At 62.5% G+C, this 13850-nt stretch carries 11 protein-coding genes; 2 read left to right on the top strand and 9 right to left on the bottom strand.

Annotated features, from left to right (window positions below; all coding sequences use genetic code 11):
- Positions 1–57 precede the first annotated feature (57 nt).
- The 8 genes from ACZ5B4_RS10255 to ACZ5B4_RS10220 all read right to left on the bottom strand — a co-directional run bounded on the left by ACZ5B4_RS10255 (position 58) and on the right by ACZ5B4_RS10220 (position 9728).
- Entirely contained in the window at positions 58–1155 is a 1098-nt protein-coding gene (locus tag ACZ5B4_RS10255) for a DUF1559 family PulG-like putative transporter (protein WP_464911134.1), read from the bottom strand.
- Positions 1156–1364: 209 nt separating this feature from the next.
- A complete protein-coding gene (locus tag ACZ5B4_RS10250) occupies positions 1365–1679 on the bottom strand; it encodes a hypothetical protein (RefSeq protein ID WP_464911133.1) in 315 nt (104 codons plus the stop codon).
- Positions 1680–1704: 25 nt separating this feature from the next.
- On the bottom strand, positions 1705–2760 hold the full coding sequence (locus tag ACZ5B4_RS10245) for a DUF1559 domain-containing protein (protein ID WP_464911132.1): 1056 nt from the start codon (positions 2758–2760) through the stop codon (positions 1705–1707).
- Positions 2761–3034: 274 nt separating this feature from the next.
- The gene (locus ACZ5B4_RS10240) at positions 3035–3442 is read right to left on the bottom strand and encodes a peptidase associated/transthyretin-like domain-containing protein (protein ID WP_464911131.1); all 408 of its coding nucleotides are present in this window, start codon (positions 3440–3442) and stop codon (positions 3035–3037) included.
- A gap of 103 nt (positions 3443–3545) precedes the next feature.
- The gene (locus ACZ5B4_RS10235; protein WP_464911130.1) at positions 3546–4574 is read right to left on the bottom strand and encodes a DUF1559 domain-containing protein; all 1029 of its coding nucleotides are present in this window, start codon (positions 4572–4574) and stop codon (positions 3546–3548) included.
- Between the two features lie 119 nt (positions 4575–4693).
- Positions 4694–7183: a transglutaminase TgpA family protein gene (locus ACZ5B4_RS10230; RefSeq protein ID WP_464911129.1), complete on the bottom strand. Its 2490-nt coding sequence runs from the start codon at positions 7181–7183 to the stop codon at positions 4694–4696.
- A 28-nt stretch (positions 7184–7211) separates the two neighbouring features.
- Positions 7212–8531, bottom strand: a complete 1320-nt coding sequence (locus ACZ5B4_RS10225; protein WP_464911128.1) for a DUF58 domain-containing protein — start codon at positions 8529–8531, stop codon at positions 7212–7214.
- 69 nt (positions 8532–8600) lie between these two features.
- Positions 8601–9728 carry a homospermidine biosynthesis protein gene (locus ACZ5B4_RS10220; protein WP_464911127.1) on the bottom strand — a complete coding sequence of 376 codons (1128 nt, stop codon included), beginning with the start codon at positions 9726–9728 and terminating at the stop codon, positions 8601–8603.
- Between the two features lie 411 nt (positions 9729–10139).
- On the opposite strand from ACZ5B4_RS10220, the gene ACZ5B4_RS10215 reads away from it, so the two are divergent.
- A complete protein-coding gene (locus ACZ5B4_RS10215) occupies positions 10140–11504 on the top strand; it encodes a metallophosphoesterase (RefSeq protein WP_464911126.1) in 1365 nt (454 codons plus the stop codon).
- A 251-nt stretch (positions 11505–11755) separates the two neighbouring features.
- On the top strand, positions 11756–12661 hold the full coding sequence (locus ACZ5B4_RS10210; RefSeq protein WP_464911125.1) for an NAD(P)-dependent oxidoreductase: 906 nt from the start codon (positions 11756–11758) through the stop codon (positions 12659–12661).
- A 131-nt stretch (positions 12662–12792) separates the two neighbouring features.
- On the opposite strand, the gene ACZ5B4_RS10205 is transcribed toward ACZ5B4_RS10210, so the two are convergent.
- Complete coding sequence (locus ACZ5B4_RS10205) at positions 12793–13344, bottom strand: helix-turn-helix domain-containing protein (protein ID WP_464911124.1); 552 nt, start codon at positions 13342–13344, stop codon at positions 12793–12795.
- Between the last annotated feature and the right edge of the window lie 506 nt (positions 13345–13850).

Raw genomic sequence — 13850 nt, 5'->3', positions numbered from 1 at the left:
ACGCCGTGCAAGGACGCCGCCGAAGGCTACGGGAAGTCCGCGTGATCAAACCCACGATCACGGCATCTGCACCGTCTCGCCGCCGGTGCGACTGCCGAGCGCGCCCCAGACGCCCCAGGGCGACGGGCGGGAGCCGGGCGAATCGACGTCATCGACGGCCTGGTTGCCGGTGTCGATGGTCTCGGAGATGAAACGGACGGAGCCGTCCGCCAAGCCTACGTTTCCGCCGCCGGGATGGAAGCTGGAGAGGGTGCCCATGTGTTCATTGCCGTCCACGCCGCCCCAGTGGCAGCTTGGACCGTTGGGACGCACCATGGTGGCGAAACCGACGAAATAAGGCCGGCCGTCCCAAGCCCGACCGCCCGTCGGACGAAAATCGGCGCGGACCGGCGCGATCAAACGTTTGGGGTTGGTGGGATCGACCCGGGCAAGGCAGGCCGCGGGATTCCAGGCGGTCATGTTGAGTGCGACACCCCCCAAGACGTCGTAGGGGTCGCCGCCCGCAACCATTTCACCCAGCGCTACCGTGTTCGAAGTGCCATCCGTGATGGATTCCATGCCGATCCACCGCTCGCATTGGAATACGCCGCGGTTGTCGCGCCCGTTCTGGTCCGGCCGGAAGTGATTTTGGTGGTAATCGTCGCCGACGCAGCCCTTGTAATTGAGAAGCGAAGGGCTTTCCCCACGGTTCGTCACCCGTTGATCCGAAGGACAGCGGTAGGCCGGAATGTCTTTCAGCCAATAATCGCGAACGAAGGGGCCCCAAGTGGCGTGGTTGGGATCGGTCGTCCACGGTTCGGGAAGGCCGGCTGGAGTCATCGCCTGGGCCATGTATGCCTGGTACAGCGGGGCCTGTTCCACATAGGGCAGAATCATCATGGCCCACGAGTAGTAGCGTCCTCGGCAGGTTCGCACCCCTAAGGCCGGAAAGACCTTGTAGGTATCGTGGTAATTCTGGAGGGCCAGGCCGATCTGCTTGAGGTTGTTGGTGCACTGGGACCGGCGAGCGGCCTCCCGGGCGGCTTGTACGGCCGGGAGCAACAGTGCGATCAAAATACCGATGATGGCGATCACCACCAACAATTCTACGAGGGTGAATCCCTTCGACCTTCGTTTCCAAACTCCGGCTTCTTGTGCATGAGTGAAATGCGTCATAGCAAAACATCCTTAAAAAAATTAGAAAAACTAACGCAAATTCTTTTATATCCGCTGAAGCTCCATCTCCTTTTCAAACGTACGATATTCAGCGAATTTTTTCAAGGAAATCGTCAGGTGTATGAAAGGTTTAGAAAAAAGGGAGCTGTAATCGCATGCTTGCAGCTCGCTTCACAAGAAAATTCATCGATTCTTCGCCGAAAGAGCGGCTACAATTTTCCAAGCATTTCCGCGGCCTTGGCCTTGGCTTGGTTCGGGTTGCCGGTCATCGATTCGAGCTGCGATAGGTCTTGGAGTAAGGCTTGGGCCTTGGGGGCGTCCGTTTCCCGCATCGCCTCCAAACGCTCGCGCACGACCATCAGGCCGCTATCGACGATGCCCGTTTCGGCCACTTGCTGCAAGGCCGATCGGATTTCTTGGTTGGGATCGGGCGGTTGCACCTTGGTTGCCGGAGTGCTTTGCCCGCAGCCCACGAAAACCGTCGCCGCCAGGAGCCCGGCGACGAACCATCGCAAAGTAAGCATAGTCGGTATTTCCTTCCGTCGAGCGTTACCACGTTACGGGATTGCCATCGGCCCGGCCGCCCAAACGTTGCCAGGTCGTGAGATCGATCGTCTCGGAAACGAAACGCACGGACGCGTCCGCCACAGTGACGTTGACGCCGCCGGGATGCATGCTCTTGGGCGGGACGATGCCGTTGCGGTCGCAGGCGTAGCCGAACGTTCCGCCGTCGCAGCAACTGATGTGCTTCCAGTTGGGCGGGGCGATGGTATTGATGGCGATGAAGCCCGGGAAGCTGGCATTCCATTGCCGTCCCGCATTGCTCTGATGCCACGCCGTCGCGTTCGAGTCGCAAGTGACCCCGGCGGCCTCGATGGCGTCAGCGGGCGGGAACTGATCTTGAGTCAGCGGGTTATTGTTGGTGAAGTCGCGACGGAGGGTCAAGGAACCTCCCTGATTGTCCCCCTTGATTTGTTCACTCAGCATGATGACGTTGCTGGAGCCGTCGAAGATTTCGGCCATGGCGGTTTCCACTCGCCGTAAAAAGACTCCGCTGGCCGGCACGGCCGCTCCGGTGTCGTAGAACCCTCGGCGGGCACCCCCACACACCATGTAGTTGTTGCCCCCGTAAGCACGATCCGGGTACGGCGAATCGCTGGGGCAGAGGAAAGCGTCGATTTTGCGTTGGGAAATCCAGAAATTCGTGGGAGCGGACGCAGTGGGAATGCTGGACTCGTTGTTGTTATCCCACTCGAACCGGAAATCCATTTGGTCGTACAACGCCCGCTGCTCGATGTAGGGCAGGATCATCGTCAGCGCCCCGTGACCCCGCCACGAGTTCCAGGTCGTCGGGGTATTCATGTATTGATAGGCCGGGAATACCTTGTACACATCGTGATAGTTGTGGAAAGCCAGCCCCAATTGCTTGAGGTTGTTGGTGCACTGGGACCGGCGAGCGGCCTCCCGGGCGGCCTGCACGGCCGGGAGCAACAGCGCGATCAAAATACCGATGATGGCGATCACCACCAACAGCTCCACGAGGGTGAATCCCTCCTTACCCGGCAACCACTTCCGGCGCCGAACGATATCGATGAGTGAGCACATGACACTTCTCCTGAATGAGAACAAGCAAAAACACAACCACCACGCCTAGCAGCCTGTTGAAAAACAAAAACGCTTGCACAAGCCGTCGTGGGTGGAAGCCGATTGCAACCGCTACCAGTTGTGCTAGCAAACACTTTTTCAACAGGCTGCTAGCCCCCTCTAATGAATGATACTACCCCTGCGACAACGTCGTGTCAACGAATTGGTACACTCGATTTGCGCATTGCCGTTGCCGGAGGCAAACCTGGTCGGGATGACCGCGACATTGCTCCGGCTAGCGACGCAGTTCCACTGGAATCTGATTGGTGCCCGGTTTGATTTCGCATCGGATGTCGCTCGTGGCCTCGCTCCAGTATTTTTCCGGCACGGTACTGTCGATGGAGACGGGTTTGGGTTCGGCCGCCGGGTCTTCCTCCAGACGCGGTGCCAGATAGACGATGTACTCGCCGACCTCGATCGGCTTGGAGAGCTGGAAGGTTCCGTCGGGGTTGATGTTGGCGGAACCACCCTGGCCGGTGGCGGGGCTGAAGAAGATCACTGAGGCATCGACGTAAGGCTTCCCGTCCAAGGTGACGGTACCCGATACCGTGCCCGTCGGCTTGGACCGGCGTCCGCACCCGATTACGAGGCAGCCGATGACTAAAAAAACCACGACCGCTGCGTACGCGTTCCCCCGCGTCATAGCGCTTTTCTCCTGAAAACCGAGATGCAGGAACTAAGGTATAAGACAGGGCCGGCCCGAAAAGCCGGCCCTGCGCTGATTCCGCCTGGCCGACGGATTGAACTCAGAAGTTGGGAGTCGGCTCGCCGTCCAAGCGGCAAGCCAATCGCTTCAAATCCATCAAGTCGATGGTATCGGTAATGAAGCGGACGCTGCCGTCCGTGAACAGGACGTTGATGCCGCCGGGGTGCTCGGAGTTCAAGATGGTGTTGTTGCGATACTTGTTTTCGGTGGCGCCGGTCTGAACGATCTGGGAATTCGGTCCGAACCTCACGCAGGTGGTGCCGGTCTGCCAGAGGTCGCCGCACGAGGAGGCGCCGATCGGGCGCGGATGTCGGCTGCCGTACCATCCGCCGTAGTAGTTGGAGGTACGGTTTTTCCGCTGCACCAAGCCGGATTGCTCACCCACCAACATGGTGTTCGAGGTGCCGTCGCGGCAATACTCCAGACCGTAGCATTCGTTGGCGGGCATCATGCCATTGTTGCACGACCAACCGTGTCCGCAGTCCCGCGTACCGGCGGCAGGATCCGGCCCCGGAACGGGTCGAGCCGCCCCTTGAATGCCGGCGTAAGTAATCATCATGGTTTCTTGTTCATTGTTAACGACGGGATCATTCTGATTGTCGAACTGCGGAATGTTGGTGGAGGGGCAGCGATAGACGGGAATTAGAAGCCGCCGCAGGACCTCATTGCCATACAGGGCATTGGCGCCGGCCGCCCCCCCGCCCATGAAGGTGTACGGCTGATCGCTGCGGAATTGAAGAGCATCGTACAAAGGTTTCTGCTCGAGGTAGGGCAGAATCATGCATCGCCAGTTGGTGCCGTTGGAGGGCCACGCCTCGCGGAGATTGAACGAGCCGGGCGGCAGCGTCTTCAAGACGTCGTGGTAATTGTGGAGGCCGAGGCCGATCTGCTTAAGGTTGTTGGTGCACTGGGACCGGCGAGCGGCCTCCCGGGCGGCCTGCACGGCCGGGAGCAACAGCGCGATCAAAATGCCGATGATGGCGATCACCACCAACAGCTCCACCAGAGTGAACGCCCTCGGGCGGGAACCATGCCGAGGTCGGTTGAACCGGGACGGGTGCTCGATCATGTCACTCTCCTTTGAGAAAAAATAATGTAGCTTCGATCGCTCCCCGCCGGATTCTAGACTGGATTTATATTGTTGTCAATAAAATGGCTTGCCGTACTTGGGAACGGCAGCGGCCACCGCTATGGTTGGGGTTGCGAGGTGCGGCGCAGCGCCGACCGCCACCGGTCCAGGGCGTCCAGAGCCAGGGCGGTTTCGTCGGGCCCGGGCAAGCGCCCGGCGTACCTTCCCCGGTAATAGAGATCGACGATTCGGTTGCCCGATTCCAGCAGCCCCGCGTGGCAGTCGGCTGCTTCGGGGTGTGGGGAAATTGCGGCGGCGGCCTCTTCCATGAAGTGTCGCGGCGTAAGGCTTGGCGGGCGTCGGCGTCCGTGGGCGGCCAACATCTTCTCGAATTCGTGGTAGAACTCCAGCCCCAAGCGTTTGGGCGAGATCAAATAACCGGAGCGCACGCCGAGCCTGCGCAGCAGTTTCGCGCGGCGGATGGGAAACCGCCACAAAATCCACAGGCCGAGGGCGATGAGAGCGAACGCCGTCGCGGCCAAGACGGTTACGGTTCGGCCGACAGGGGAAGTCAGGGCCGCAAACGCGGCTCGCCGTCGAGCTGCCAATTCTTCTCGCCCCAAGGTGCGATCCCAAATCGTTTGCCACAGTTGACGCGACTTGGCGACCGCCGGTTGATAGACCGCCTCGCGTTGACGGGGCCGATCCATCTGCACCACGTATTTCAGCCACACGAAGTCGAGCCAGTGGAAGGTCTGAGAGAATCGGTTCCAGGGGTTGCGAGCGGCGGACATGGCGTCCCGATCCGGCGGCGTGGGATCCAGACGCAGCCAAATCCCGTTCGCGAACCACTCGGCCGGGGCCTCGGCTCGGAATCGTTCGGGAATCTTGTCGGGAGCCAAATAGACCTCTACCCAGGCGTGGGCATCCTGCTGCCGCACTTGGTAAAAGTCGCCCAGGGGGTTGTAGTCGTCGCATTTGAAACCGATGACCACGCGGGTAGGAACACCGCGGCAGCGGAGCAACAAGGCCAGGGCCGTGGCGAAGTATTCACAATGGCCTTCCCGGTGGTCGGTCAGGAAGTCGATGACGGGATCCAAGACAGGGTTGCGGGGCGGAGAGTCCAGGCTGTAGCGGAATTGTCCGGATGAGGCCAGGTTGCGCTCGAAAAACAAGGCTAGGCGGTAATGGTCGTTGGGCGATTCGGGGGATTCGCGGGCGAATTCCGCCGCCCAATCGTCCGCCAGGCGTCGCAGCCGGTCCCAGCCGCCGGGGGGCGGAGGGGGCGGCGGCGGCACTCGCGGCGGCGCTCCCCAAAAACCGTAGGGCAGGCTCCGCCGTTCCATGCGGCGATTCCACTCCTCGGGTGAAATGTCTTCGGGGACCTGAAGGAAAAGCGGCACGTGGACCGGTTCCAAGGCCGGCGCCCAGTCGGCTAGGGTTTCGCCGGAGAAAGCCGTCGTGTCCAAGACGTAGGTGGTCCGCTGCTCGGCGCTGCCGGAGATTCGAAAGATCCGCGTCTGCACGGGGTCGTACATGAACTCGCCGTCTCCGGCCGCCCCGTAGGGCCAAATGCCGAACAATTCCGGCGTTTCGATCGGTTCCAAGGTGATGCGTTGGCGGACAAAGCGGCGACCCGGTTGCGGACGCAACGGCGCTAGCGAAGTCATGACCGGAGACCAGGGGGCAAAGGGGTCCAGCCAGCGCCGGTCGGCGTAACGGGCGAACGAAGCGCCGCGGAGGTAGATGGCGCCGCCGCGCGAGACCGGCTCGCCCGTGAAGGCGTCCTCCAATTGCACACGCATGACGGGCGAAGAGTCCTCCAAGAGGGAACCGACCTCTCCCAACCGTAATTGGTCGGAGAAACCGATGCCGCGGACCATGCGCCCTCCGGCTCCCTGCCAGGCCCCGCCGCTGAGACGCGGCACGGCAACGAAAAGCAGCACGGCGAACGCGATCGTGCCCCCTGCCAACAGCAAAATTCTTATCAGCAGCGAGCGGTTCAGCTCGACCAGACCGCGTCGTGGGGCAGACCCGGCGAACTCGGCAGGTTGAGAGATAAAGGCAGGCTCGTTCGCATCCCGACCCGCGGAGGCGCTGCCCGCGGCGGCGATTGGCGGCGTTCGCAGGGCCTGCTCGTAAATCGTCAGCAGCATCAACGCGGTCAGGCCGACGGCCAAGTACAACGTGAGCAGAAAGGCGAAGGGAAAACTCTGATAGTACGCTCCCGCCGAGACGACCTGGAACAGGCTGATCACCAGAAGGTAGCGGTAGATCCGCACGTCCTTTTTCTGGAATTGCAAGATGATTTGGAGATAGACGAGGAAATTCGCCACGACCAGGACCTGCATGGTGCCTTGGTAGCGGAAGACCTCGGAGGCGACCAAGAACAGGGCGGCGAGCATGGCCGTGTTCGTCAGCCAGCGCGGCGGGCGGAGCAGCCCTAGGCGATCCGTCAGAACGAACGATGCGAGCGAGGCCGTCGCGGCCGCCGACGGCAGCAGGGCGCTCTGCTCACCCATGCCCAAAAGCGTGGTGCCGAGGGCCGCCAAAAGGGCCGTGCACGCTTGCAACAGCCGTTCGATTTTGGCAAGCTCCCACCGGTGCATGGCAGATCTCGGAACGATGATGGCGCGGTCAATCTCCGGAGGACGAGGCGGCGGCCGGGTGATGCGACGCCTCGCCATCCGCAGTCGCATGGGCCGCTGCAAAGCCGCCGTCTCCACTCGCCGCCGTGAGCGCCGCTCCCGGCTGGAATTGGAAGTACTTCCGCAGTCCCCCCTCGGCGACGTCCAGCACCCGAACGGATCGGCCCGGCGCCGCGAACCGGAGGTCCGGCTTTATGCCGTTCGTCGGCGAGCCGTTGCCGCCGTCCGCCGTAACGGCAAGCGGATACGTGGTGACCAAGATGACCTCGGCGGCGGTGTGGGCGGAGCGGAAGGCCGCTTGGAGCGGCGGCAGCGGATCGCGATGCGTCGCCGTCGCCACGGCCAGGCTCTCCATGGCGCGATCGAGCAAGCCGGGCGAAGCGGGACCGGTGATGCGTTCCACCTCCGCGCCCGATAGGATCAGGCTTACGTTGCCGCCGCCTCTGCGGCACAGGTCGTCGAGCACGGTGGCGGCGAAGCTGACGGCCTCCTCCACGCGTTCGCGCTCCACGGCGGTGGGCGCTACCGGCTCCCACAAGGCCAAGAGAATCGCCACATCCTCGTTGCGCGGTTGATCGAACTCCTTCACCAACAACTGCTGGAGTCTCGCGGAGCTGCGCCAGTGGATATGCCGCGGGCTGTCACCCGACCGCCACTCGCGGAGGCCGAAGAAATCGCCGGACATGCGCTGGCGCCGGGTTTCGCGCCGGGCGCGGCCGTCGTAATCGGGGTGGGCCCGTTGGAACCACTGCCGCGTCAGCTTGCCCAGGCAAGGGTAAACAAGAATAGATTCGCGGCTCTCGACCGTGCACGAGGCTTCAAAGAGGCCGAAGGGGAATCGGCTGCTGAGACGCTGGGGCCCCCATTCGTAACGCCCGCGGGCAGGCAAACGCCCCTGGAAGGTTGCGCTCCGGGTTTCCATGCCGGCGACGAAGCGGAGGAGCGCCGTGACGTCCACGGCGGCGGGTAAGCTCAGCGAATCGCCGTTGGGAGCCGTTCTCCGGACCGTATCCTCGATGCGGATCGACCAGCGTGGGCGGCGTCGCGCGTTTTCGACCTCGAACCGTCCGACCAGAAGATCGCCCGCACAAATTCCCCGCGGCAAACGCCGGCGTAAGCGCAAGCCCCGCAGATTGTTTCGAGCCGGCCACCAGCCGAAAATCCACGGGCCGGCCACGAAGCCCGCCATTAAGAGCAGGATGTTGACCTGGCGCGAACAGGCCGCCAAAAAAATCCCGATCGCCAGGGCTAGATAGTAAAGCCCCTGACGAGTGGGTCGGACGCGGACGCGGGATACGGCGGAATCCATATGCCTCTTATTGTAGGCGCACGCATGGCCTGCGGCCGCCGGCCGGAAACGAAAACTCGCTCCGATCGGTCAATCGCCGGCTTTCGCTTGCAAGCACGCCTGCCGCAGTCGTTCCAACAGCTCGGCTCGCCGATCGTAAAGGCGTTTCGGCGGGCGCGGAGGCCGCCGCGCAAGGGCGTAAGCCGTCACCAGGGGCATGGCCACGGTCGAATCGATATAACAAACCACGGAGTCGGGTACATGTTCCGGATCGACCTTCCCCCAACTCACCGCTTCCTGGGGGGTTGCGCCGGACAGGCCGCCGGTATCGGGCCGGGCGTCCGTGAATTGCAGGAAGTAATCGTGGCCCGGCGTATCCAGGCCCAAGATGTCCGAAGCCTGCGGCGCGGTCTGAAGCACGAAATTCTTGGGGCTGCCGCCGCCGAAGATGAGGACGGCCGACTTGCGGTACTCGGTCTTGGACCAATAGTAGACGGCCGTCGTCTCGTTGACGTCCGCCAAGGGATCGAGTCGCAGGGCGCTGCCGTGCAGCCAACGCTCGGCGGCGACCATGCCGATGGTGGAGTCTCCCGGCGAGCTGGTGTAGATCGGCACGCCGTTGCGGTAGGCCGCCGCAAGAACCGAGACGTGCGGCAACCCCGCCTTTTCCTCCGCCTCGGCCGCGTACTTGCCCATCTGGTAGTGCAACTCGGCGGTGCTGAGAGTCCGCTGGAACTCGGGCCGATTGAGCATTTCTTGGACCCGGCGGTCCGTTTCGATCAGGCATTCGTCGAGGGAGAGCAGCACGTCGTAGATGCGGACCACGCCGACCTCGTGAAGGGTTCGGTCGTCGATGCGAAAGTCGCCCGCCACCAAACGGTAGTTGAAGGCGAAGTGCAAATCGTGGTAGAGATTGGCGCCCGTGCAGACGATCCAATCCACGAAACCCGCCTCGATGAGGGGAACCACGCAGGACGCACCCAATCCGGCCGGAGTCAGGGCGCCCGCCAGCGACATCCCGACCGTCACCTCCGGTTCCAGCATCTTCCGGACGAAAAGTTGGGCGCCTTCACGGAGACGCGCACCGTTGTAGGCCAGGAAAACGGTGTCCAACACGTCCGCCAGCGGTTCCTTGCCGGTCAAACCCGGGGGGAAAATGCGCCGACTGGAAAGGAAATCATCGTGCCGGGGATGTCGTTCTTGCCGGGGGCATTTCATCAGAGCCAATCTCCCTACCTTTCCCATGGAATGGGCCAGCAACCCGTCGCGATACAGACTTTCAAGGGTAACGGAAAGAAAAGGCCTTGCAAACCGGCGGCACAGGAAAGCCGACGATAGAACCGGTGCGGGATGGAGGCGCGACGCGGCGATCGCCTCTTGACTAGCTGCGGACCGGTTTTCACGCTTTTCTCGCGACCGGGCGCCGACAATAATCATAGTATTGTTGCGCGGCACGGAGCGGATGCCTCCGCGCATAGCATTCGGTTTTCGAAGCCCGAGAGCGGCGGAAAGGCCGAGGCGAGCTTCTTCGGTGAAATCGACCGGCTGATCAGGCCGCAAGTCCCGGTTCGTTCATCCCGCGCGGACGTTTTTCTTTTTTTAGCAAACAGCCAGGCTTCTTTCGGAATCATGCACATTTGGGTTCTCGTCGGTGCCCTGGTTGCGATGGCGGGGCACGTCGTGTTGTGGGCCGTCCTCTGGAACCGACTGCACGGTTGCGGTTTGGCCTACGGCGTGTGTAGCAAAACCACGGCCTTCTTGGTAATCGTAGGCGCAGCGATCCCATCCGCGTTTACGGTGGGTCTCGTCCGCGGCGATCTGCCGCTTTGGACCTGGCCGGGCGGAGCGGGTTGGCCGACGTCCGCCGACACGCTGATCGCCTGGGTCGCCAATGCGTACGTATTGCTCTGCTGGGCGATTTTGCCGTACTCCCTTGCGGTCCGCGTCTTTCGCCGCTTGAAGGGGCATCCGCCCGTGGTCCGCTATCATCGGCTCAGCGCCAGGGTGGCGGTGCCCGCGCCTACTCCGGAGAACGGTTCCCGGCCGTTGAAGGCCGTGCGTCCGAAACTGTCGGGCAGCGCCCGTGCGCCGGATTACCCGCGGCGGCCTGCCCGCTCCCGCGTGCAGACCCATAGCCGCGTCCTGCGTTTGCCGGGCAACGAGTCCTCGCTCTGCGAGTTCACGGACGTGGGTTTTCAGCTCGAGCGGTTGCCGCCCGGTCTCGACGGCCTGACGGTGCTGCATCTTTCCGACTTGCACTTCAGCGGCCGCATCCACCTGGATTTCTACGAAGCGGTCGTGGACGCCGCCAACGCGCGGCAGCCCGACCTGGCCGTGATTACGGGCGACATCGTCGACCACGAGGACTGTCTTGAACATGCCGCGGAGGTCTTGGCCCGCCTCCAAGCCAAGCACGGCGTCTATTTCATCCTCGGCAATCACGATTTTCGCTTGAATGCCGCGCGAATTCGTGACCGGCTGATCCGGGCCGGTTTGGTCGATTTGGGCGGGCGGGTGGAGCGTCTGGTGATCGGTCGCGACGTACTTCTGCTGGGCGGAGACGAGCGGCCGTGGTGGGGAGGCGCTCCGGATTTTCATGCCGCCGTCAACGGGGATCCGCACCGGCCGTTCCGCCTATTATCGGCCCATACGCCCGATCAGCTCCGCTGGGCCGCCCGCAACGACGTGGATTTGGTCTTGGCGGGGCATACGCACGGAGGCCAGATTTGCATGCCGTGGCTGGGACCCATCCTGACGCCGTGTGCGTCGGGCATCCGCTATTCGGCGGGAGCGTTCTACCGTCCGCCGACCGCGATGTACGTGACCCGGGGCGTCGGCGGTGAGTTTCCCATTCGCTATTTCTGCCCTCCCGAGGTGGCTTGCATCGTCCTGCACGCGGCGAGCACGTCGCCGTTTGCGAGCATCGCCCCGACGCAAGGATCAATGATCGACGAAGCCCGATCGTTTTCGGTCATGGCCTCCGAGTCTATCTAAGGCGGCCGCCCGGCGGCGATTCGCTAGGGAAGATCTCGGCGATCGGTTCAAGGCGGGGGCGATGCCCCTGCGTTGGTGCGGTGGGGTTTTCTTCCGCCGGATGAAGGTTCAGAATGACCCATGGCCCCGGCCGGGTGCACGCGGGGGTTTTTCGTTGGTGAAAAAGGCCCGTCCGCAGGGCGAATCGTGTGGGTATGAAGCCGGCCGCCGGGTGAACGGCGAGATTTCCCTGGTTTTGAGGAGATGACGCGGTGGACACTTCGCTTTCCAAGGAGTCGCTTTCATTGGGGTTCATCGGGATCGGCCAGATGGGGGCCGCCATGGTCGCCAATTGGTTGGCCGAGGGCTATTCCGTGCGAGTGTACAACCGAACTCCGGAAAAGACGGAACCTTTGGTAAAACTCGGCGCGGTCCGCGTGGATACGCCCGCCGACGCGGTTCCGCCGAGCGGTATTCTGATGACATGCGTTTCGGATGACGCGGCTTTGCAAGGGCTTTTTGCCGACGGCAGCGTCTTTCGCCGACTGGGACGACAGGGGATCCACGTCTCGATGAGTACGATCTCTCCCAAGACGGCGGCTGAACTTGCCTCGCGGCACCGCGAGGAGGGCGGCACTTACTTGGCCTGTCCCGTGATGGGCCGACCGGACACCGTGGCCGCCAAACGGCAGACATTTTATATTTCCGGTCCCCCCGCCGCGCGCGAGGCCGTGAAGCCCATTTTGCAGTGCATCAGCAGGCGGGTTTTGGAGCTGGGCGACGCACCGGAGGCCGCTCATACGGCCAAATTGGCGTCTAACTTTCTGATCGCGGCCGTCGTGGAGTCGTTGGGCGAAGCCTTCGCCTTCGTCGAAAAGAGCGGCTTGCCCGCCGAGACCTTTTTCGAAACCATTACCGAGTTTCTATTCGATTGTTTCATCTACAAAGGCTACGGGAAGCACCTCTTGAGCGGCGAACACCGCGAACCGCTCTTTCGGTTAGCCTTGGGCGCGAAGGACATGTCCCTGGTGGCCCAGACCGCCGCGGAAACCCGGACGCCCATGCCGCTGTTGAGCCTGATCCGCGACCGTTACCTGGCGTCGTTGGCCCAGGGACGAGGCGACTGGGATTGGACCGCCATCGTATTGGAAATCCGCCGCCAAGCGGCGCTTCTATGAGCGGCGCCTAGGCGGCATAAGGCACGTTCGGCGCGGGCCCGATGCGGCTCGCACCATACGGAGGCAATACCGGGCCCCCGACTTTCAGCCCGGTGACGGTGCCGGTCGCAATCCTTTCGCGGTCGGCCGCGCTAAGCTCGAAATCGGTAGCGGCGGAGCGCCGACCGGCCGAGCTTCGCCTGCTTGGGGCGTAGGCGGCGGGAATGCCAAGCATTCACGTCCTTTAACTCCGGCATGATTTCGATCAGTTGTTCCGCCAGCATTTGAGCCAGCAGTCGCACCGACCGTTGCCGCGTCCGGCGAAGGATCGACATCGTCGTTTTCATCAAGCGCAACAGCCTGGCCCGCTTGAGAACCGGCGCGGAGAGGGGTTCCTCGATCTCCGACAGCAGCTCCGTCAGAGGGACCTCCAGCGCCCGTTGCCAGCGGTAAATGACCGATAGTGGAAGATCGTTGGCGGGATCTTCTTCGCGGCGCACGGTGCGGACATCCACGTTCATCCGCCGCGCCATGGTCCGCAAGGAGACGCCTTGGCGAAGACGCACCTCGGACAGGCGGTGAAGCCGGGGCGGGCAGGAGAGCTGGGAACCACCGGAAAGTTGGGCCGTATCGTGGTTGATCACGGCTGGGACGACGGGCGGCGATATCGATTGCCCCGTCATCACGGAATTGAGGAGGCGCATAAGACCCTCCTTGTCGCCGGCACAACGTCAAACCGGCGACGCAAGAAAAGAATGAAAGGAAGCGGAGTCAGACGCCATGAAAAGTTAGTCGGCGGAGACCACTTCCCGACGGAGACGGCCGTTCCGAATCGGCCACGGTGATGGGGGGATCGCAGACCTGTTCGCCGCAGAACGGCTGCACCGTTTTAAGGGCGAACGGCATGCACTCCGTGCATTTCGCTTACGCGGTCAAGACACGCTAATGAGACCGATTTCCTCAAGCGGCAGTGGATAAACGAGCAAAATATAAAAGAGATTTAAGATAACGGAAACGGGAACGATCACTGCCGACGAACGTCATCCATCGCGCGAACTCGACCACACCTCCACCGTTGCACGAACCTTGGGACCGACTCTGTCGTACACGCAACAGAACGCACGAATATGGCGTCGGCGATTACGGTTCGCCGTCGACCGAAAAAAAGCGGAGGCGGCTCGGCACGTACCGATCGGATAGCGTGCCGGAG

The sequence above is a fragment of the Thermogutta hypogea genome (assembly GCF_055386265.1).
The sequence above is the reverse complement of the archived record's forward strand: the minus strand, read 5'-3'. Positions and strand labels throughout refer to the sequence as shown.